This window comes from Paenarthrobacter sp. NPDC092416 (assembly GCF_044755025.1).
Classification (GTDB): domain Bacteria; phylum Actinomycetota; class Actinomycetes; order Actinomycetales; family Micrococcaceae; genus Arthrobacter.
Genome location: NZ_JBIVQG010000001.1, coordinates 397,439 through 417,660 on the forward strand (window position 1 = coordinate 397,439; position 20,222 = coordinate 417,660).

Annotated in this window: 16 protein-coding genes and 2 tRNA genes; 13 read left to right on the forward strand and 5 right to left on the reverse strand. The window is 62.4% G+C overall.

Annotated elements, in window-relative coordinates; genetic code table 11:
- The first annotated feature begins 121 nt into the window (after positions 1-121).
- The 5 genes from ACIQC5_RS01690 (at position 122) to ACIQC5_RS01710 (ending at position 3,422) form a co-directional block, all read left to right on the forward strand.
- On the forward strand, positions 122-703 hold the full coding sequence (locus tag ACIQC5_RS01690) for a LysM peptidoglycan-binding domain-containing protein (RefSeq protein WP_400277975.1): 582 nt from the start codon (positions 122-124) through the stop codon (positions 701-703).
- A gap of 119 nt (positions 704-822) precedes the next feature.
- A tRNA-Thr gene (locus ACIQC5_RS01695) sits at positions 823-894 on the forward strand.
- A 61-nt stretch (positions 895-955) separates the two neighbouring features.
- Positions 956-1,029: transfer RNA gene (locus ACIQC5_RS01700), tRNA-Met, on the forward strand.
- Positions 1,030-1,116: 87 nt separating this feature from the next.
- A complete protein-coding gene (locus ACIQC5_RS01705) occupies positions 1,117-1,767 on the forward strand; it encodes an SDR family oxidoreductase (RefSeq protein WP_400277976.1) in 651 nt (216 codons plus the stop codon).
- An 83-nt stretch (positions 1,768-1,850) separates the two neighbouring features.
- On the forward strand, positions 1,851-3,422 hold the full coding sequence (locus ACIQC5_RS01710) for a Na+/H+ antiporter (RefSeq protein ID WP_400278676.1): 1,572 nt from the start codon (positions 1,851-1,853) through the stop codon (positions 3,420-3,422).
- A gap of 38 nt (positions 3,423-3,460) precedes the next feature.
- Here ACIQC5_RS01710 and ACIQC5_RS01715 read toward each other — a convergent pair whose 3' ends face one another.
- Positions 3,461-4,684: an ROK family protein gene (locus ACIQC5_RS01715; RefSeq protein ID WP_400277977.1), complete on the reverse strand. Its 1,224-nt coding sequence runs from the start codon at positions 4,682-4,684 to the stop codon at positions 3,461-3,463.
- Positions 4,685-4,935: 251 nt separating this feature from the next.
- Here ACIQC5_RS01715 and ACIQC5_RS01720 point away from each other — a divergent pair, with 251 nt between their 5' ends.
- The 5 genes from ACIQC5_RS01720 (at position 4,936) to ACIQC5_RS01740 (ending at position 10,865) form a co-directional block, all read left to right on the forward strand.
- Positions 4,936-6,195: an ABC transporter substrate-binding protein gene (locus ACIQC5_RS01720; protein ID WP_400277979.1), complete on the forward strand. Its 1,260-nt coding sequence runs from the start codon at positions 4,936-4,938 to the stop codon at positions 6,193-6,195.
- 23 nt (positions 6,196-6,218) lie between these two features.
- Entirely contained in the window at positions 6,219-7,136 is a 918-nt protein-coding gene (locus tag ACIQC5_RS01725; RefSeq protein WP_400277981.1) for a carbohydrate ABC transporter permease, read from the forward strand.
- Positions 7,136-8,047 carry a carbohydrate ABC transporter permease gene (locus ACIQC5_RS01730; protein WP_400277982.1) on the forward strand — a complete coding sequence of 304 codons (912 nt, stop codon included), beginning with the start codon at positions 7,136-7,138 and terminating at the stop codon, positions 8,045-8,047. The genes ACIQC5_RS01725 and ACIQC5_RS01730 overlap by 1 nt, the downstream gene beginning before the upstream one ends.
- A gap of 77 nt (positions 8,048-8,124) precedes the next feature.
- Positions 8,125-9,879, forward strand: coding sequence for a glycoside hydrolase family 13 protein (locus ACIQC5_RS01735; RefSeq protein WP_400277984.1), 1,755 nt, complete (start codon positions 8,125-8,127; stop codon positions 9,877-9,879).
- Between the two features lie 26 nt (positions 9,880-9,905).
- Positions 9,906-10,865 carry an aldo/keto reductase family oxidoreductase gene (locus ACIQC5_RS01740; RefSeq protein ID WP_400277985.1) on the forward strand — a complete coding sequence of 320 codons (960 nt, stop codon included), beginning with the start codon at positions 9,906-9,908 and terminating at the stop codon, positions 10,863-10,865.
- 101 nt (positions 10,866-10,966) lie between these two features.
- Here the strand turns inward: ACIQC5_RS01740 and ACIQC5_RS01745 are convergent, their stop codons facing one another.
- The 4 genes from ACIQC5_RS01745 to ACIQC5_RS01760 all read right to left on the reverse strand — a co-directional run bounded on the left by ACIQC5_RS01745 (position 10,967) and on the right by ACIQC5_RS01760 (position 14,798).
- Complete coding sequence (locus tag ACIQC5_RS01745) at positions 10,967-11,896, reverse strand: TauD/TfdA dioxygenase family protein (RefSeq protein ID WP_400277987.1); 930 nt, start codon at positions 11,894-11,896, stop codon at positions 10,967-10,969.
- 63 nt (positions 11,897-11,959) lie between these two features.
- A complete protein-coding gene (locus ACIQC5_RS01750) occupies positions 11,960-12,880 on the reverse strand; it encodes an ABC transporter permease (RefSeq protein ID WP_400277988.1) in 921 nt (306 codons plus the stop codon).
- On the reverse strand, positions 12,880-13,770 hold the full coding sequence (locus ACIQC5_RS01755) for an ABC transporter ATP-binding protein (protein WP_400277989.1): 891 nt from the start codon (positions 13,768-13,770) through the stop codon (positions 12,880-12,882). Before ACIQC5_RS01755 ends, ACIQC5_RS01750 begins: the two co-directional genes overlap by 1 nt.
- A 2-nt stretch (positions 13,771-13,772) precedes the next feature.
- The gene (locus ACIQC5_RS01760; protein ID WP_400277991.1) at positions 13,773-14,798 is read right to left on the reverse strand and encodes an ABC transporter substrate-binding protein; all 1,026 of its coding nucleotides are present in this window, start codon (positions 14,796-14,798) and stop codon (positions 13,773-13,775) included.
- Between the two features lie 370 nt (positions 14,799-15,168).
- Between ACIQC5_RS01760 and ACIQC5_RS01765 the strand changes: the two genes are divergently transcribed.
- The 3 genes from ACIQC5_RS01765 to ACIQC5_RS01775 all read left to right on the forward strand — a co-directional run bounded on the left by ACIQC5_RS01765 (position 15,169) and on the right by ACIQC5_RS01775 (position 20,153).
- Entirely contained in the window at positions 15,169-18,264 is a 3,096-nt protein-coding gene (locus ACIQC5_RS01765) for a hypothetical protein (RefSeq protein WP_400277993.1), read from the forward strand.
- 99 nt (positions 18,265-18,363) lie between these two features.
- On the forward strand, positions 18,364-19,227 hold the full coding sequence (locus ACIQC5_RS01770; protein WP_400277995.1) for an HpcH/HpaI aldolase/citrate lyase family protein: 864 nt from the start codon (positions 18,364-18,366) through the stop codon (positions 19,225-19,227).
- Between the two features lie 2 nt (positions 19,228-19,229).
- The gene (locus tag ACIQC5_RS01775; protein ID WP_400277997.1) at positions 19,230-20,153 is read left to right on the forward strand and encodes a DUF2797 domain-containing protein; all 924 of its coding nucleotides are present in this window, start codon (positions 19,230-19,232) and stop codon (positions 20,151-20,153) included.
- Positions 20,154-20,222 lie beyond the last annotated feature (69 nt).

Here is a 20,222-nt window from a genome sequence, read left to right on the forward strand (position 1 = left end):
GTGCCAGCCGATGCGGACAAATCCCTTGGAACAGACCGGGGGCAGCCGTACGATCGAGGTGCTACGAACGGCGTGGCAGCGGATCGGTGCAGGACCGCAAGCAAACGTAGGAGAGTGCTCCATGGGATTGCTGGACAACCTGAAGAAGAACCTCGGATTCCCCGACAAAGACCGCAAGGATCACAAGGAGCCGGAAGCGCCGGCCGCTGAGGCTCCTGCTGCACCGGCGGCCGAGGTCCACGACGCCGGAATCGAGGCAGGCCCCGCAGTAGCTGAAAGCAACGACTCCGGGCCGTCCGCCACTGACCAAACAGCCCCTGACCAATCCGCCGTCGACCAGGCCGCTGCAGACGCCGCCGCAGTCGAGGCAGCAGCCGCTGACCGGGCCGCGGCAGAAGCGGCAACCGCGCAGGCCGCCGTCGAGCAGGAAACAGCAGACTATGCCGGGGCCCAGGCAGCCCAGCAGGCGGCAGCGGAGGCCGCAGCCGCCCAGGAGGAGCACGAGGCCGCGGCAGCGCAACAGGCGGCCGCTCAGCAGGCTCCAGCAGCACAGGTGACCGAGGTTGTGGTGGAGCCGGGCGACACACTGAGCGGAATCGCCGTCCAGTTCGGAGTGGACCTCGGCGCGCTGATCGCAGCCAACGCCGATACGGTACCCAACCCGGACCTCATTTACCCCGGCCAGGTGCTTCGCTTGCCGTAGTTTTTGGCCGTATCTGGATCAGGAAAATGGCGGCTTCGCAAATTGTGTCGGCGCCGTTTTTCGCTGCCTCCTGGCCGATTTGTAGCTTCTGAAAACGTCCGGTAGAGTATTTACTCGTTGCCCCCCTAGCTCAGTGGTAGAGCGCGTTCTTGGTAAGAACGAGGTCACCGGATCGATTCCGGTGGGGGGCTCTGAATGAGGGCCTGTGTCAAGGCGGTTTTGACCGGCTTGACACAGGTTTTTCTCATTCGTGGCGGTGTAGCTCAGTTGGTTAGAGCGCACGACTCATAATCGTGAGGTCGGGAGATCGAGCCTCCCCACCGCTACAGAGCAAGACCCCGCAGCATCGTCTGCGGGGTCTTTTTGCATTTCACCTGTCTGCGCCAACTTCCCATCTGGGACAGAATGGGTCCATGAGCCGAATCGCGATCATTGGCGGCCACGGCAAAGTGGCCCTCCATCTGTCCCGAATCCTGAGTGGCGAAGGTCACGACGTCACGTCTTTCATCCGAAATCCCGACCATGTGGCGGACATCACGGACACCGGCGCCGAAGCGCTCGTGCTTGATGTTGAACATTCGACGACGGCGGAACTGGCCGAAGCATTGAAGGGCCACGACTCCGTGGTCTGGTCCGCAGGGGCCGGCGGCGGCAACCCGGCCAGAACCTATGCTGTGGATCGGGATGCTGCCATCCGGTCGATGGACGCCGCCGCAGAGGCCGGTATCCAGCGGTACGTCATGGTGTCCTACATCGGCGCGGCAACGGACCACGGAGTGCCCGCTGACCACCCGTTCTTCGCCTACGCCGAGTCGAAAGCGGCCGCTGATGAGTACCTTCGGAACACGGGCCTCGACTGGACTGTCCTTGGTCCGGGAACGCTGACGGAGGAACAGGCGACAGGCCTCATTGAGACGGACCCCGCAGGCGCGGACACCCAGACTTCGCGTGGCAATGTGGCCTTGGTTGCGGCGGCCGTCCTGGAGCTGCCGGAGACAATTCACCGCACCATCACGTTCAAGGATGGAACGGTTGACGTCGTGGACGCGCTAACGGGGGAGTGAACCCCGGCCCGGGATATGTTTGGTAGGAAGCTATCGCGGCTTGGTCCGCGGACATGCCTGACAACTCCTGGGGAAGCGAAAATATGGATCAGCTGGCGCTCATCGTCGGATTGCTGCTTGCAACAGTGGTGGCAGTGGGTTTGGGGGACAAACTCCGGCTCCCGTACCCTGTGCTCATGCTGCTCCTGGCAGTGGCGCTGACCTTCATCCCGGGCTTTCCCGAGTTTGAGATCTCCCCGGAACTGATCCTGCCGATCTTCCTGCCACCGCTGCTCTTCGCAACGGCCCAAAAGAGCTCTTGGGCGGTCTTCCGGGTGCGCTGGCGGACCTTGCTGCTGATGGCTGTGGCACTGGTAGTAGTGTCCACCGCCGTGGTGGCCGGTGCTGCCTGGCTCATGATCCCGGGCATCGGCATTCCGGCTGCGATCGCCCTGGGCGCCATGGTGGCGCCTCCGGATCCTGTCGCCGTCGAGTCGGTGGCCGGACGCGTCCACATGCCGCGCCGCCTCATTACGGTCCTCCAGAGTGAAGGCTTGTTCAATGACGCCGCAGCAATCGTCATCTTCCAGGCCGCGGTTGCCGCCACCGTTTCGGGTAGCGAAGTCGGTCCGAACGTGATCGTCCAATTCGTCATTGGTGCGGCGTTGGCGGTGGTGATCGGCATTGCCATGGGCTGGTTGACCAAATTCATCACCAAGCTCGTCACCTCCATGGTGGCCAGGAGCGCCGTGACGCTGGTGGTCCCGTTCGCCGCGTACATCCTTGCGGAAGAGCTGCACGCCTCAGGTGTGGTGGCCGTCGTCGTGACCGCCCTGGAACTGCAGCGCCATGCCCGGCCGCAGGACGCTGCCGAGCGCATCACCCAGACAGCCTTCTGGGATGTGGTGGAGCTGCTGGCGACCGGCCTGGCCTTCGGCCTGGTGGGGCTGGAGATCCGCCACGTCATCCGCGACGAAGGAACCGCGATCTTTGGGATGATCGGCATGGCCGTGGTGATCTGCATCCTCGTGTTCGTCGTGCGGTACCTGTGGCTCAGCCTGCTTGCGGTGACAGCCCGGAAGCGCAGGAACCTCCTGCAGCCCACGTCGCCCAAGGAAGTGTTGATCCTGACGTGGTGTGGCATGCGGGGTTTGGCCACCCTTGCCCTCGCCTTGGCGCTCCCACTGACGTTGCCCGATGGCAGTGACTTCCCGGCCCGGCACGAAATCCTGGTGATTGCCTGCGCCGTGCTTCTGGCAACCCTGGTGCTGCCCGGGCTGACCCTGCCATGGCTCATGCGCGTCCTGGATGCCACTGAGGATGGCTCACACGAGAAGGACGCCGCCCGTGAGTTGGCCAAGAGGGCTCAGTCGGCCGCGGTGGCCGCGTTGAAGGACCATGACCTCATGAAGGAACTTCCTGCCGACAAGGTTGCCCTTGTCAAGGAAAAGATGCGCCGGCTTCACGCTGAGCTGCTGGATGGTTCGTTGCGGAATGAGTCCGCCTCCGAGAAGCGGCAGCGCGGACGGGAGCTGGCCATCGCGGTGCAGACGATTGCTTTGGATGCTGCACGCCAGGAAGTGGTGTCTGCCCGAAACGAACCCGGAACCGACCCGGAGGTGGCGGACCGCGTCCTCAGGCAGCTGGATCTGCGCACCATGTCCATGCCGGAGTAGCGATTCCAGCAGTCCAGGTGGTGGAGCCCGAGGCAGGGCTAGGAAGCACCCGCGTGTTTCGGCAATGACGCGGGGTAGAGGTCCAGTGCATGCTCTTCGACGTAGTCCAGGGCGTGGCGGATTGCTCCGAGGGACACGATGCCATCTCCGAGGGCGGAGGTCGTCAGGCGTGGGGGAGTGAACGTGAAGGCCGGCAACTGTTTCCCGATTTCCGGAATCAGGGCGTGGGCAGAAGCTGCGACCCCTCCCGCAATAACCACCAGCTCGGGGTTGACCAAGGTGCTGATTGAGCCGATGACCCGTGCCATGCGGTGCGCCACGCGGTCCAGCGCCTTACGGGCAGCGGCGTCACCGTCCGCGGCTGCCTTGAACACCATCTCTGCGGTCAGGGCTGTGGGATCACCACCGCAGAGTGCGCGCAGCATCGACGCGGCATCCTCGTCAAGCGCCTCCCGCCCCCACATTGCAGCGTAATGGGCGATGCCATAGGTGTCGCCTACGCCCTCCAGATTGTCGAGATATCCCAGTTCCCCAAAGCCACCAAGCTGCCCATGAAGCAAACGGCCGGATTCAAGGATGCCTGAGCCCAGGCGGTCGCCGGCGAGCATGACCACGAGGTTGTCGACTCCCTGCGCAGTGCCCTGCCACCCTTCTGCCAGGGCTGCGAGGTTGGCGTCGTTTTCAAGTAGTACCTGCCAACCATGCCGCTCCGACACTATCCGGCGGACATCAAAGGACTTCCAGAACTCCTGGGCTGTGAGGACTTGACCGTCGCGGCTGACCGGGGCGGCCACTCCAACAGATACGGCAAGAACGGAGTCTGCGGATTCACCGGCTTTCTCCAAGGCATCAGCCGCGATCCGGTCCAGCACATCGGCACGCTCATCGGCAGGGACGTTGTACGCCCGGAAAGGCATCGTGACCTGGGACAAAGACTTTCCGGCCATGTCAGCCACGATCGCCGTGATCTTGTTGGCGCCGATGTCGATTCCGATCACGCTGGCCGCACTGTCGTCGAAAACGAAACGGCGCGCCGGCCTGCCCTTGACGTAGTCTCCGGCACCTCGCTGGTTCTCCAGTTCCTGGAGCCACCCGAGCTGGACGAGTTCATCGCAGATCGAGATCACGGTGGCACGCGAGAGCCCGGTGGAAGCCATCAAGTCGGTGCCGGTCACGACGCCGGCACCGCGCATCGCCTTAAGCATCGCGCCGGCATTCACCCGGCGTACCAGTTGGGTTGACGGCGCAGTCCCGGTCAGCATTCTGTGCTCCTACTTCTCCAGCAGTCCATCGGAACGATAGAACAGTCTCTCTAAATTTAGAGCATAAATTTAGATGACGACGCATTTCCCCCAAAGCTTGACCATGTGGCGCGCATCACTCATGATCATTAGCGCTAGGTCATAAATTTATCTCCTATCTAAACTTCGGGCGGCGTTGCACACTGACCGCCGCGCGATGGAAATGCGGCCACTGAGGTCCGCAAGACGAAAGGGTTACGGTGTCTCTGAAAATGACACGCGGGAAACGCTTCGCGGCCATGGGTCTGGGACTGGCACTGCTTGCCGGCCTTCTCTCAGGCTGCACCGGGGAGTCGGGCAAGGAGACGATCCGTTTCACCTTCAGCAAGAGGGAAGCAATCGGGTTCATGACCAAGCTCGTGGCCGACTACAACGCCTCGCAGGACGACACCCAGGTTGTCCTGGACACGTCGGGCGTCGACGTCGTATCCGCGAGTTTCGTTCGCGGCAATCCGCCGGACATTGCACTGGCCAACTACAACATGGAAACTTCCCGGTTCGTGCAGCGTGGAGCGTTGAGCGACCTGTCCGGTACGGACGCGGCATCCCGTATACGTGAGGACCTCCAGCCACTGATGGACCAGTACGGTTCCTACCCTGGCCGGACCAGCGCCCTGCCGTACTCGGTCATGGCGTCCTCGGTGATCTACAACAAGGAGATCTTCGCCAAGCACAACATCACCGTGCCGACCACCTGGAGCGAGTTGCTCGCAGCGTGCGAAAAGCTGAAAGCCGCTGGAGTGACGCCCTTCTATGCCACGTGGAAGGACGACTGGACCATCGCCCAGGGGTGGTTTGACTACTCTGCAGGCGGCCAGCTGGACACTATCGACTTCTTCAAGAAGCTTTCGGCGGCAGGGGTGGACGTCGGTCCGGATTCCCCGGTGTCCTTCCAGAAGGACTTCGAGCAGCCCGTCGCCAAGATGCTGAAGCTCGCAAAGAACTACGTCAACAAGGACGCTGCAAGCCGGGCTTACGGGGACGGCAACCTCGCGTTCTCACAAGGGGCGGCGGCCATGTACCTCCAAGGCCCGTGGGCATTCAGTGAAATCTCCAAGACGGCCCCTGGCCTGTCGCTTGGAACCTTTCCGCTGCCCATGACCGAGGACCCCGAGAACCTGCGGGTCCGCGTCAATGTCGACCTCGCGGCCTGGATCCCGGAGACATCCAAGCACAAGGAGGCTGCACATGACTTCCTTGAGTACCTGTACCGGCCTGAAGTGATCGATGCCTATAACAAGTCGCAATTGGGCTTCACGCCAACCAAGGATTCTGCAGGTGTTCCTGACCCCAGGATCGAAGGGATGGTGGAGTACTACGACCAAGGCAAGGTTTACCAGGGCCCGTCCGTGCTGGTACCGCGCACCATTCCGATCATGAACTACACGCAGGCACTCGTGTTCGGCGCAACCCCTGCATCCACCCTCAGCACACTCGACGCAGATTGGGCGCGCCTGGCGTTCCGCCAGTAGTGCAGAACCAGGGAGTCAAAACCATGTCCATCATCACCACCCCAACAACGTCCGTTGAGGTCCCCAAAAAGCAACGCAGCAGCAGGCGCCGGGTCGAACCGATTTTCTACCTTTTCCTGGTGCCCAGCCTTGTCCTGTTCACCCTGGCCATCACGATTCCGGGCATCATCGGCATTTTCTTTAGTTTCACGGACTCCATTGGAATCGGTGACTGGGAGTTCACCGGCCTGACCAACTACATCGCGATCTTCAGCGATCCCGCCATCCTGCAGAGCTACCTGTTTACTTTTGGGTTCTCCATCGTCGCGGTGATTGCCGTTAACGTTGTCGCGTTCCTCCTGGCCGTCGGACTAACGTCTCGCATTCGCATGAAGTCGGCACTGCGAACCATCTTTGTCATTCCCATGGTGGTTTCCGGCATCATCATCGCCTACGTCTTCAACTTCCTGTTTTCGAACTCCCTGCCAGCTCTCGGTGCTGCTGCAGGGATCCCGTGGCTGGAAAGCAGCCTGCTGGCGAATCCCGACCTTGCGTGGGTTGCCATCGTCCTCGTCACGGCCTGGCAGGCAGTGCCCGGTGCGCTGCTTATCTACATTGCTGGCCTTGTCGCGGTGCCTGGAGATGTTTACGAAGCCGCGGAAATCGACGGCGCGAGCAAGTTCCAGCAACTGCTCAAGATCACGCTCCCGCTGGTGTCCGGCTACGTGGTGATCAACATCATTCTCGGGTTCAAGGGATTCCTGAACGCGTATGACATCATCGTCGGCCTGACCAACGGCGGTCCGGGAACCTCAACCAGAAGCATCGCAATGACGGTCATTGCCGGCTTCAATGGCGGCGACTACGCCTACCAGATGGCCAACGCGACGATCTTCTTCGTGGTCGCCATCGTTATCTCTCTCGTACAGCTTTCGCTGACTCGCGGACGGAATGCACTCTGATGACCAATCAAGCCACACTCGCCATCGAGGACTCCTCCGACACCCAGGCCGTCAAAGCCGGAACCGGCCGGCGCCGGTCCGCTCTGAAGGTGGAACGAGTGAACTGGTCGGCCACCACCATCCTCGTCTTGTGCACGGTTACTGTGCTTCTTCCCCTCTATGTCACGATCTCCATGGCGTTCAAGACCCAGGGCCAGGCTGTGGATGGCAACGCCTTCTCGTTCCCCGCGCCGTTCAGCCTCGACGGTTTCATCCAGGCCTGGACTTTGACCAACTTCCCTGTGGGTGCCGCGATGTCATTGCTCGTGACCGCGGGGACTGTCCTGGCAACCATCGTTCTGGCTGCGTTCGCCTCGTATGCGATTGTGCGCAACTGGGAACGCCGGCTTTTCAGGTACTCGTTCTTCTACCTTCTTGGTGCCATGTTCATTCCATTCCCGGTGGTGGCGCTGCCACAAATCCAGCTCACCGGTCGCCTCGGCCTGGACAACCCGCTCGGCGTAATCCTGCTGGCCACCATGTTCCAGCTGAGCTTCAGCGTGCTGCTCTTCACCGCGTTTCTCCGTTCGATCCCAATGGAACTGGAAGAGAGCGCCAGGATAGACGGAGCTACAACGTGGCAGACCTTCTGGAAGCTGATCTTCCCCCTGCTGGCGCCGATGAGTGCCACCGTGGGAATCTTCGCCTTCCTCTATGCGTGGAACGACTTCATGATGCCCTCGCTGATTATTTCCGATCCGGCGCTGCAGACACTTCCGGTACGGCAAAACCTGTTCCAGACCCAGTTCAGCAACAACTACCACGTGTCCTTCGCGTCCTACCTGATGGCGATGGCGCCCGCGATCGTTGCATACCTGTTTACACAGCGGTGGGTCATGGCCGGCGTCACCCAGGGTGCCGTCAAGGGCTAACCACTTGTTGACCTTCCGCGTCCGGCGTTTCATACTGGTTCGGGACATAAATTTAGAATCTAAATCAAAGGAGTTTCGTGAGCACCTCCGCCACGCACGCACACCGCACAGACGCAGAGCGCATGGCCGATCCGAACTGGTGGCGGCAGGCAGCTGTCTACCAGATCTACCCGCGCAGCTTCGCCGACTCCAACGGAGACGGCATCGGCGACATCAAGGGGATTACGGCCAAGGTTCCTTACCTGAAGGAACTCGGGATCGACGCCGTATGGCTGAGCCCGTTCTACCCTTCAGCACTCGCTGACGGCGGCTACGACGTCGATGACTACCGCAACGTGGACCCCAAGCTGGGAACGCTGGAGGACTTCGACGAGATGGCGGCGGCTTTGCACGCTGCGGGCATCAAGCTCGTCGCCGACATCGTGCCAAACCACTCTTCCGACCGCCATGAGTGGTTCAAGGAAGCACTGGCGTCGCCCAAGGGCTCGGCTGCACGCGAGCGCTACATCTTCCGCGACGGCAGGGGCAAGAATGGCGAGCTGCCGCCGTCCGACTGGGACTCCGTCTTCGGCGGACCCATCTGGGACCGCATCACCGAGCCTGACGGCACCCCCGGCCAGTGGTACATGCACATCTTTGCCAAGGAACAGCCGGACTTTAACTGGGACAACCCGGAGGTCCGCGAAGACTTCCTGAAGACCCTGCGCTTCTGGTCGGACCGCGGCGTGGACGGATTCCGCATCGACGTCGCGCACGGCATGGCAAAGGATCTTTCCGAGCCGCTGCCGATGAAGGCAGAGCTCGAAGCCCGCGCTCACGGGACCGACGGCTTCGTGGACGGTTCACACCCGTTCTGGGACCGCGACGAAGTCCACGAGGTCTACGCCGAGTGGCGCAAGCTCTTCAATGAGTACAACCCGCCGCGCACCGCGGTTGCCGAAGCATGGGTCCACGAGACCCGCCGTGCACGGTACGCGAGCCCGGAAGGACTTGGCCAGGCATTCAACTTCGACCTCCTGCAGGCCGATTTTGAAGCGAAAGCCTTCAAGAAGATCATCACGGACAACCTCATCGCGGCGAAGGAAACGGGAGCGTCCTCCACATGGGTGTTCTCCAACCACGATGTTGTTCGACACGCCACGCGCTACGGGCTGCCCAAGGGCGGTTCCGTGGCCCAGGGAACCAACGCCGCCCAGGACGTCACGTCCAAGGAACCCAAGGGCCAGGACGGCAAGGGATGGCTTCTGGCCGGGGCTCCGGCTGAGGAGCTGGACATCGAATTGGGCTTGCGCCGCGCCCGGGCCGCTTCGCTGCTCCTGCTTGCTCTGCCCGGTTCGGCTTACCTGTACCAAGGTGAGGAACTTGGGTTGCGCGAGGTCACGGAGATTTCCGATGACGAGCGTCAGGATCCGTCGTTCTTCCGCAACAAGGGCGTGGAGATTGGTCGCGATGGTTGCCGTGTGCCCTTGCCGTGGACTGCAGAGGGATCCTCCTTCGGCTTCGGCGACGGTCCGGCTCACCTTCCGCAGCCGGACTGGTTCCAGGGGTACGCGGTCTCTGCGCAGGACGGCGTGGCGGGCTCCACATTGGAGCTGTACCGCAAGGCACTGAAGCTTCGGCGCGAACTGCAGGCCGCTGAGGAGCTCGAATGGGTCAAGACCGGCAACCCGGACGTGCTGCACTTCAACCGCCCGGGTGGCTGGGCTACGGTGACCAACTTCGGCACCGAAGCCGTGGCACTTCCCGAGGGGTCCGTCGTCGTGAGCAGCGGTCCTTTGGAAGACGGCAAGCTGCCGGCAAACACCACCGCGTGGATCGTCCGCGGCGCGTAAGCGTCCACGACTGATTTACTAAGTCAATGACACATGTGAACGGGCGGGGACGCCTCATCTACGGCTGCATGGGCCTTGGCGGCTCGTGGGACGGCGAAAGCTACGGTGCTGCTGAGATCGAGCAGGCCGCGGCAGCCATCGAGGTAGCGCGGCGAATCGGCGTCGAGCTTTTTGACCATGCGGATATCTACCGCAGCGGCAAATCCGAAGCCGTTTTCGGGGAGGTCCTCGCCCGTTCGCAGGGTTTGCGCGAAAAGATCCTGCTTCAGACCAAATGCGGCATCAGGTTGGGGGAACGCGGGCTGGACACGCACTACGACCTCAGCCGCGAAGCCATCGTGGAACGCGTCAATGAGAGCCTGAAGAGGCTGCAGACGGATTACGTGGACATACTCCTTCTTCACCGGCCGGATCCGCTCATGGACCCGCGCGAGGTGGGCTACGCCGTCGGGCAGCTGATGGCTGAAGGCAAAGTGCGGCAACTGGGTGTGTCCAATATGTCCGGTGCGCAGATCGAGTACCTGCAGGACAGGTTGGAAACGCCGATCGTGGCCAACCAGTTGGAAATGAGCCTGTTGCGCCGGGACTGGCTGGAGAGCACGGTCCTGGTGAACCACACCGAGGGCCTGGGCATCAGCTTTCCGCACGGGACTGTGGAGCACGGCATGGCGAAGGGGATCGAACTCCAGGCGTACGGTTCCATGGCCCAGGGGCGATACACAGGTGCTCCTTCGGCTGGCCTGACTGCCGCGGAAGCCGTGACGTCCGACATGCTTCAGCGCCTGGCAGGGGAGAAGGGAACAACACCTGAAGCCGTGCTGCTGGGCTGGCTCATGAGGCACCCGGCCCGGATTTCTCCGGTTATCGGTACCACCAACACGGGGCGGATCGCTGCGTGCGAGGATGCTCCTTCCGTGGCCGCGGCAATGACCCGGGCAGAGTGGTATGGCCTGTGGGTGGCGGCCCGGGGAAACAACATCCCCTAACGCCCGTTTACCCAACTGAGTCGCAGTTGTGCGCGTTATGAAGCCTCAAAACGCGCACAACTGCGACTTACTTGGGTTACAACAGCAACACATCAGTGCTCCTATGCGGGAACGACAGGGGCCACCGCGGAGTAAGTGCTCGAATCACCCTGGATGGACTGGCTGGGTTTGCCGTCGATGCCCACCGGGATGTCGCCGGCAATGGTCACGCGGTTGAGCTTGCGCGGCTGGCCGTCGTAGTTGTCCGGAGCGTAGTGCTGGGTGATGCGGTTGTCGAACAAGACCACCTGGTTCGGTTCCCAGTTCACCCGGACCACGTTCTCCGGGCGGGTCACGTAGGCCTGCAGGAGCCGGATGATGTCCTTCGATTCGGTGTTGGACAAACCCACAATCCGAAGCCGCTGCGCGAAGCCCCCAATGAACAATCCGCGCTCGCCGGTCAACGGGTGGACACGAACCACCGGGTGGGCAGTTTCGAACTTCAAACGCGTGAACTCCTTGCGACGCTCCTCGGCATTTGAGTGTTCCAGGTTCTTTGGCACCGAGTAGTCGTAGTCGTTCGTGTGGATGGCCCAGAGCGTATCCGCGAAGTTGCGGAGCTCTTCCGGGAGGTCCTGGTAGGCGCCGGCAGAGGAGGCAATGAGCGTTTCGCCGCCGTAGGCCGGAAGGTCGATGCTGCGCAGCGTGGATGCTTGCGGCGGGTTGACCACGAACGTGACGTCGGTGTGCCAGTTGTTGGCCGACCCGTTTTCGCTGTCCACGGGCAGGACGTTCTCTTCGCCTTCCACCGAGGCAACGGTGGGGTGGGCTTTGGTCAGGGGGCCGAAGTGGCCGGCGAACTTCACCTGGGCTTCGTCACTGAGGATGTTGGCCTCGCGGAACACCAGGGCCTTGTGTTCATTGAGGGCGGCACGGATCTGGGTAACGGTGTCCTGGCTGAGGTCGCCGCTGATGTCGAATCCGCGGATTTCGGCTCCGATGCGGGAACCCAGCTTGGCGAACTCGAGCTTGGTTTCGGTAATGACGGTCATGTTTTCGTTTCCTTACTTGTTGTGATGGTTGCGGCGGTTGCCGCGAGGATGGTTTGGAGGGGGTCAGGAGGCGTCTGCTCCGACGGCGGTGCGCCAGCGCGAGAAGTGCCGTTCAAGGGCCACCAGCAGGAAGTTCACACCGAGCCCCAGCAGCGAGACCGTCAGGATGCCCGCATACATGTCCGGGATCAGGAAGCTGCTCTGCGCGTTGACAATCAAGTAGCCGAGTCCTGCCTTGGCTCCCACCATTTCGGCGGCGATCAGCACCAGGATCGACGCCGTTCCGGCCATCCGGATGCCGGTGAAGATGGTGGGCACAGCCGAAGGTAGGATCACCTTTTGGAAGAGCTGGAAGCTGTTCAGGCCCAGCGACCTCGCGGCCCGGATCAGCAGCGGGTCCACCGTCTTCACCCCGGCGATCGTATTGAGGAGCACTGGGAAGAACGCGGCATAGGCCACGATGCTGATCTTGGATTCCTCGCCGATGCCCAGCAGCAACGTGAACACCGGCAGGAGGGCCAGCGCAGCGGTGTTACGGAACAGTTCCAGCAGGGGGTTGAGGACGGCGTTCAGCCGGCCGTACCAAGCGATCAACAGGCCCAGCGAAACGCCGGCCACCAGCGCCGCGCCGAAGCCGGCAACAGACCGGGTGAGGCTGGCCGCGATATGGCCCTGGATGGTTCCCGCTTCGAAAAGCTTGCTCCACGCCAGCAGCACTTCGTGCAGTGGCGGCAGGAACACGCGCGTCGACGGGCTGGCCAGGTAAATCGGTCCCAACTCCCACAACGCCAGGAACGCCAGGATCGCTGCGGATTTCCAGACGCCGGAACTAACCGTCGCGGCAACCCGCCGCACTGCGGCCAGGATCGGCGTCGAACGTTTCACTGGTGCGTCCTGCGGGACGGAAGGCGCGACGGCGGAACTCGGGTCAACTGCGGCGATCGCCTGCGGCGGGGCTTCTGTTGGTGTGAGCGTTGTGGTCATCAGGCGGCGCTCCTTTCAGTGGTGATGGTTGCCGGTTCGTCCGGTGCGCTGCCGTCGGGCAGGATCTTGCGGTGCCCGGCGTCCTGGGCACGGCGGACTTCGTCGTGCAGCAGGGTCCACACCTGATGGCGGTGTTCGACGAACGCGGGATTGGAGCGGATGTCCTCGTCGCCGTCGCGGTCCGGGATAGTGATGTCCACGATTTCCTTGAGCCGGCCCGGTCGGGCGCTCAACACGGCAACGCGCCCTCCGAGATAGACGGCCTCGTCGATGCCGTGGGTGATGAACACGATGGTCTTCCCCGTGGCTTTCCAGATCCGCAGCAGTTCGTCCTGCAGCTGCTCACGGGTCTGGGCATCCAAAGCCGCGAAAGGTTCATCCATGAGCAACACGTCAGGTTCGTAAGCGAGGCTGCGGGCAATTGCTACGCGCTGCTTCATGCCGCCGGAGAGTTCATGGGGATACCGGTCCTCGAATCCGGCCAGACCCACGAGCGCCAGGTACTCCTTGGCTTTCGCTGCCCTTTCGCGCCGGTTGAGCTTCTTGCCGTCCGGCCCGGGGCCCTCAAGCCCGATGGATACGTTGGCCGAGGCAGTCCGCCAGGGAAAGAGCGCGTACTGCTGGAACACCACCGCCCTGTCCTTGCCGGGTCCTGTGACGGGCTTGCCATCCACCAGAACCTCGCCTGATGTCGGGGTTGAGAGTCCGGCAAGCAGGTCCAACAGCGTGGTTTTCCCGGAACCGCTGGGCCCCACCAAAGTGAGGAACTCGCCCTCGCGGACGTCCAGGCTCAGGGAATCGATGGCCGTGAGGGTTGTGGCAGCAGCGGACTTGGTGGCCCTGACGGTGAATTGTTTGGTCACGTTGCGGAGGCTGGTTTTCGCGGTCATCGTTATCCCTTCTTGGAAGCGAGGTCGTTGAACTCGTTGGTGTAGTACTTGGACGGATTGAGCTTGTCCTTCACGATCCCGGCCGCGTTAAGCCAGGCCTCCCAGCGCGTGAAGTCCTGGTCCTTGATCACGCCGGAGTCCGGAACGCCAGGGCTCTTCCAGAACTTCAGGTTGGCCGTGCTTTCGTTGCGTCCGCGGCTTTCGATGATCTTGGTGAAGCGGGCGATCACTTCATCCTTGGGTGTTTCAGCTGCCCACTTGATGGCTTTGGCAACGCCGGTGGTGAAGGTGCGCGTGGTGGTGGGGTTCTTTTCGATGAAGTCGTTGCGGAGCACGATCTGGCCACCCGCGAAGCTTCCGAACAGCTCAACGTCGCTGAACAACGAACGCAGTCCGCCGGCTTCGACGGCCCGGTCCTGCAGCACGCCGCCGAGCGTTCCCGCGTCCACCTGGCCGCGACGGATCGCTTCCTCGGTGTCGTTGGGGGCCAGCGGGACCAACTGGACCTGCTTGATCTCGTCCTGGCTTAATCCGTTCTTGGTCAGGTAGGTGTTGATGACGGCTTCGTGGTGGGCACCCAAGGTGTTGACGGCGATCTTCTTGCCGATCAGGTCACGTGGTTGCTTGATGGTGCTGTCCGCCTTCACGTAGTAGCCGCTGAAGGTCTTCTCGTCCGAGCCGTAGTAGTTGGTCACTGCCTTGACCGGTGCCCCGGCTTCGATGAGTTTCACCACTGCGCCGGAGAACGCTCCGCCAAAGTCGGTCTGGTTGGTGGCTGCGGACTGGATGTCCTGCGGGCCGCTGGTGGTGTTGCCCACCCAGTTCAGCTTCACGTCGCCCAGGTAGCCCAGGTCTGCGGCCAGTTCAGGAAAGGTCACGTTGTTGGCTGAGCCCTGGTAGCGGAGTTCCTTGACCTCGTTGCCGGACTGATTGGCTTGTCCGGCTTCGGCTGCACCGCCGCAGCCGGACACCGTCAGCGCAAGGACGACGGCGGCCGCGACGCTCAGCAGGGGCAGGTGCAGTTTCATGGGAGCTACTTTCGATGGGGTGTGATGTGTTGGGTAGCCGGCTTGTGCAACGGCTTGGGAACGATGAAAGCCCATCCCGACGGCGTGTGGGAAGTGCGGAGTTCATTGTTGGAAACCGTGGGAAATGGCAGGAAACGGCAAGAAATGGAACGCAATCCGGGGCAACCTGTGGACACACGGGAGGGAACATGCCGACGCGTGCTTCCGGAGTCCGCTGCGCGCGGGGAAATCCGCGGTGCTCCGGGGCTTCCGGGCGAGAACCTGCTATGCCACCATGAGCACCAAGCCGTAGGGCGCTATTGAAACAGTTCCAAGGGGTCCAAGGGCTGATGTGCTGCTCGATGTCCCGTCGTGAGTCAGGAACAGTGCCATGGCTTCTCCAGTCCCAACGCCGGTGCCAGTACAAGTGCCAATGCGAGTGCAAGTGGTGGTGCAGGCGGAAGCGCAGGAGCGGATCGAACGCTGGAAGATCGCCACGTGGTTAGTTGTTGTAGTGGCCTTCTGGCTGGCTATGGCGGAAGTGGACCGGCTCATCGGCGGATTCATTGTCTCTGGAGAGCGTAGGAACATTGCGGACGTCGTGGGAGTCGCGGCGTTCGACAGACGGGACAGCTGGGAGCTCTGGAGTGGCCTGGACGTGGAAGACGGTCCACGGTTGGCAACGCTGATCCGGTGGCACGTGGTCCTGGACCTTGGCTTTGCCGCAAGCTATGTCTGGCTGCTCTGGAGACTGGTACGGCCATACTGGAAGATCGGCCTCGTCGCCGGCGTGCTTGGCTTGGCTGAGCTGATCGAGGCTGCCCTGTTGTTCTTGGGAGCAGCTGCCGTCTGGGACCACGAAACTGGATGGGTGGCAACCAGCCTGGCGGTCGTTGCCACCATCAAATGGCTGACGTTTGTCTTCTTCCTGATCTGTTGTCTCGCGTTTCCCGCCGTGCGGAGTCGGATAGGCCAAGCGGCGTGGAGGATTGTGCGGACGTTACATTTCCAGCGGTTCTCGGCAGCAGTCATCGCCGTGATTGCGGTCTTGGCGCTCCTGCCCATCCCCGGGGTCAACGACCAAATGCCCGATTCCCAGCGCCTCTGGGCCGTGGAGGGGCTGCTCAGTGCCAGTTGGTGGAGCACAGTCTTCGCTGTGGTGCTGGTGACTCTGGGGCTGTTTGTCCTGGGGCGCAGGCGTTCTGATCTGGCGTGGAAATTGTGGGTGCTGGGAAAGGTTCCTGAGAACATGCCGAGCCGCTGGTGGTGGATGATTGGGCCGCTGGCGATACTCATGGGAAGCCTGTGGGTAGCGCCAAACGGGCAACTTTCCTGGTTTCAGTTGGTTCTTTTTATTGGTCCGCCGCTGGTCCTGGTCCTCATTTCGTTGCGAATCCGCCATAACCTGACGCGAAAGGGCGACTCAATTCCGCTGCCCAGGGTCGATGAAGACCGAACGCGTGCATTGGATGCATGGTGCGGAGGCGACAACTTGGCGGTCGCGTTGCTTGCCGTTTCCGGGCTAGCGAGCGTCAGATCGTTTACCGGACCAGTTGCGAAGCACTTCATCCAGCCCGGCGCCACGCCGATCGGATGGGCGGTGTTCTTCCTGATCTTCGGGTCACTGCTGGCTGTGGCTGTCTATCCCGTCAAAGCATGGCTGGTTCGTCGCATCACTGATCGGGCAATTTCGGGCAGTGGCCGTCGAAGGATGGCAGACCTCCTGAAGCCAAGTGTTGGTTCCCCTGCCTTCTTCCGGAAGCTGCTACTGCTCTTCTTCGTTCTGGCGGTGCTGTTCCTTGCATTCCTGGCGATGATTCCCGGCCCCGTGACGAAAACCATCGGCGTTTCCGCCACCGCTGTGGGCGGGGTTGGAGCATGGGCCCTGGTGATCGGTTACCTCGTGGTCCTTGTCCAGGATCAACGGCCGTTGGAGATCTTCCAGCTCATGGGATTCACCGCGAATCCACTGTTGACGTTACTGGTCGCAGTGATTGCCATTGGGCAGCTCAACGGTGGAAATGCGCAGGTCCATGCCCTGCACCAGGTAACTCAGGAAAAGCCGGGCTCCGTGCGCGAGGACATCCAGAAGCGGTTCGCAGCCTGGCTGGAAGAGAGCACGCCTTGCGAACGGGCGTCCGGCGTCACGGGGAAGACGGTGCGGCCCATGCTGCTGGTTGCCTCGGAGGGTGGAGGGATCAGGGCCGCCAGCTGGACGGCGAGGGTATTCGCTCAAATTGTGGATGCCGATACCAACGCCGGTATCAGATGCGGCGGCGTGGCAAGCTTCGCATCGAGCGGGGTCAGTGGTGGCTCCCTGGGCCTGACGTTGGTCAATCTCTACGATTCAAGCCCTGAGATTGTTCGTGCCGTGGATGAGGTGGCTGCGCCGGATGCCTTGGCTGCCGGAGTCGCGGGGGCCATAGTGGGCGACCTCGTGGCAGAGGGGGCCGGAGTGATGATGCCCACGGACCAGGGCGATGGGTGGAAGTGGCACGACCGTGCGGGACTCATGGAGACCATCTGGGAAGGGCAGGCAGACAAGCTCGGTGGCGCATTCGATGTCTCGGAGAGGGGACCTGCGGGTGCGTTGATCCTCAATTCAACTGCTACTGGTTCGGGATGCCGGCTGGTTGTCAGTCAGCTGGACCTCGTGACGGCCACAGCGGATCCCCGGAAGCCGGGGTGTGGCGAACCGGAAGGCCAGCCAGTCACGATCGATCTTCTAAAGAGCGGCCATTTCTGCAACACACAATTCAACTGGTCAACTGCCGTAGGACTTTCGGCGCGGTTCCCCATTATTTCCCCGGCCGGCAGGGTGTTCTACCCGGGTGATAGTGAGTCCGGACAGCCCGCCGGATGCCCCGACAACGTGGCAGCGGCTCCATCCCTGCAAGCAATCGACGGCGGCTATGCCGAGGTTTCGGGCTTAGGCACAGTCTCGGATCTTTGGTGGGAACTTGGAGCACTCGTCGCCGAACACAACCGAAACGTGGAAGCCGCGCTGCCTTTACCGGCGCCAGCTCCGGACCACCAACCGGTAACGGACGCAGAGAAGGCCAAAGCCTCGTTCGTTGTTCCCATCTTCGTCTATATCCGGAACTCGCCAGGCTCCGACGTCGCACCGGCCATTCCGAAGCCAGCTGCGGAAATCGTGGTCCCGTTGGCCGGTGTAAAGGCCAAGGATGCCCAGTCCGATGCAGCCGCATGGAAGCAAAGACTCCAAGAAGGTGCTGGCGTCTGTGCCTTGGCGTCAACGCAGTGTTCAGGTGCAACGGCAGCTTTGGCAGGCGAACTCGGCGAGACCAGGGTTGTCGAGGTGGCTCCAAACAGCGAGCCGGCCATCGATCCGCCTTTGGGCTGGACCTTATCCGCGTTCTCCATCGAGCGGCTTGACACCGCCATGGGTACAGAGACTGTGCCCTGCGGGTCACCGAACAAAGGATGCAGTGATTTCAGGAAGTTGTTGGACATCCTGGCCCGCTGAATGCTCTGCGGCCGGTCATATCCGTTTTAGTTCGTATTGATCCTCACAACCGGGCGGATTTCTTCGCCGCATGGGCCGCAGGACGGATACGGTAGATACATGACGTCTAGCATCGCCGCCGAATCCATTCGGCCTACCCGCAACATTCCCGCCGACATTGCCCGTTCCTGGCTCCTTGTGAATGCCATGAAAACGGAGCTCTTTGACGAATCCGCGGGTTCACGGGCAGACGCCATCATCCTGGACATCGAAGATGCCGTGGACCCGTCCCAGAAGGACACCGCCCGCGGCCACGTGGTGGACTGGCTGGCCGCCGGTGGCCAGGCATGGGTGCGCATCAACGACGCCACCAGCCCTTTCTGGGCCGACGATCTCGCCGGCCTGCGCGGCACTCCGGGGCTGCTCGGCGTGATGCTGGCCAAGACCGAGTCCGCTGACCAGGTCACCGAGTCCTTCCACCGCATGGACGGCAAGACTCCCGTGATTGCTTTGGTGGAATCCGCCCTCGGCATCGAGGAAGCCAACCACATCGCACGCGCCCAGGGTGCATTCCGCTTGGCCTTCGGCTCGGGCGACTTCCGCCGCGATACCGGTATGGCAGCCACGCCGGAAGCCATGGCTTACCCCCGTGCCAAGCTCGTTGTGGCCAGCCGCGTGGGTAACCTGCCGGGCCCGATTGACGGCCCGACCGTCGGCACCAACCACCCGATCCTGCGCGAACAGACCGGTATCACGGTCACCATGGGCATGACGGGCAAGCTGTGCCTGGCCATTGACCAGACCACCGTGATCAATGAAGTTATCAGCCCCACGCCTTCGGACGTCGCCTGGGCCACCGACTTCATGAACGACTTCGAAGCCAACGGCCGGGTTATCCGCGACGGCTCCGACCTTCCCCGTTTGGGCCGCGCTGAGAAGATCATGAAGCTCGCAGTTGCCTTCGGAGTCCAGCCCTCCCTGTAACCATGCTCGTCCACGGTGTGGTTTGGGACTCTTCCTCCCCAGCGTTGCGGCTCCTGTCGCCGGATGCGGAGTTCACTGATGTTGCGTTGGCCCGGGGTTCTTCCCTGGGCCTGCGCGTCGTGCCCGGAATGTGGTGCCTCGGCCACACCAAGGTCCATGGTCCTGGCGACCGCACCCATGTTCCGTGCCGGAGCGGTTCGCCGGCCGAACGCGGGAAGCAATGCGGCGCCTGCTTTGCCAGGGATGACTCCCGGCTCATGCATGACTTCCACCGCGGCGGCTCCGTTCCGCCGGGACTGCGCGCCTACCTCATGCAGCCGCACTGGCTCTATGTGGCCACCTTTGCCAACGGTGCCAGCAAGATCGGTACGGCATCGGCGCAACGCAAGTGGAACCGCTTGGCCGAGCAAGGTGCCGTGCACGCATCGTATGTTGCCCATGCCGAGGACGGCCGCGTTGTGCGCGTGCTGGAAGATCTGGTGACCCGCGAACTCGGGCTCGTCCAGCAAATCCGGTCCGCAGCCAAGGCGGCGGCCCTTGTGGACCCGCGTCCCGTCGTCGAACTTTCTGCCATCAACCGCCGTGAGGCCACGAACGTGCGGGAGTTGCTCGGTGGCCTTGCCATGACCGGCTTCGCCGTTGTGGAGGAGGAGTGGGAGAGGCCCGCACTGGCGGACCCGCTGTGCACGGGATCGTTCCCTGGCGCCGGTATGCGCCACCCGTACCCTGCAGCGTTCGACGGCGGCGGGCACGGCCTGCGCGTCCGCTCGCTTTCCGGTCCCATCGCCCTGGCAACGCTGTCCGATGCTGCGGGAAACGACGTCGAAGGCAGTTTTGTGGCGGACCTTGGCGGGCTCAAGGGCCGGAAGATCGAGTTCGGCGAGCACACCACGGACATCCCAGCCCTGCAGGATTCTCTCTTCTAGGCCGTTGCGGGGCCCGCTCTGCGTCCTATTCCTGGGATTGAAAGCGCAGACCGGGCCTCGCAACGCACC

Coding starts and splice junctions, on each gene's coding strand:
- ACIQC5_RS01690 (WP_400277975.1), top strand. CDS start 122: ATGGGATTGCTGGACAACCTGAAGAAGAACCTCGGATTCCCCGACAAA.
- ACIQC5_RS01705 (WP_400277976.1), top strand. CDS start 1,117: ATGAGCCGAATCGCGATCATTGGCGGCCACGGCAAAGTGGCCCTCCAT.
- ACIQC5_RS01710 (WP_400278676.1), top strand. CDS start 1,851: ATGGATCAGCTGGCGCTCATCGTCGGATTGCTGCTTGCAACAGTGGTG.
- ACIQC5_RS01715 (WP_400277977.1), bottom strand. CDS start 4,684: ATGCTGACCGGGACTGCGCCGTCAACCCAACTGGTACGCCGGGTGAAT.
- ACIQC5_RS01720 (WP_400277979.1), top strand. CDS start 4,936: ATGACACGCGGGAAACGCTTCGCGGCCATGGGTCTGGGACTGGCACTG.
- ACIQC5_RS01725 (WP_400277981.1), top strand. CDS start 6,219: ATGTCCATCATCACCACCCCAACAACGTCCGTTGAGGTCCCCAAAAAG.
- ACIQC5_RS01730 (WP_400277982.1), top strand. CDS start 7,136: ATGACCAATCAAGCCACACTCGCCATCGAGGACTCCTCCGACACCCAG.
- ACIQC5_RS01740 (WP_400277985.1), top strand. CDS start 9,906: ATGACACATGTGAACGGGCGGGGACGCCTCATCTACGGCTGCATGGGC.
- ACIQC5_RS01745 (WP_400277987.1), bottom strand. CDS start 11,896: ATGACCGTCATTACCGAAACCAAGCTCGAGTTCGCCAAGCTGGGTTCC.
- ACIQC5_RS01750 (WP_400277988.1), bottom strand. CDS start 12,880: ATGACCACAACGCTCACACCAACAGAAGCCCCGCCGCAGGCGATCGCC.
- ACIQC5_RS01755 (WP_400277989.1), bottom strand. CDS start 13,770: ATGACCGCGAAAACCAGCCTCCGCAACGTGACCAAACAATTCACCGTC.
- ACIQC5_RS01760 (WP_400277991.1), bottom strand. CDS start 14,798: ATGAAACTGCACCTGCCCCTGCTGAGCGTCGCGGCCGCCGTCGTCCTT.
- ACIQC5_RS01765 (WP_400277993.1), top strand. CDS start 15,169: ATGGCTTCTCCAGTCCCAACGCCGGTGCCAGTACAAGTGCCAATGCGA.
- ACIQC5_RS01770 (WP_400277995.1), top strand. CDS start 18,364: ATGACGTCTAGCATCGCCGCCGAATCCATTCGGCCTACCCGCAACATT.
- ACIQC5_RS01775 (WP_400277997.1), top strand. CDS start 19,230: ATGCTCGTCCACGGTGTGGTTTGGGACTCTTCCTCCCCAGCGTTGCGG.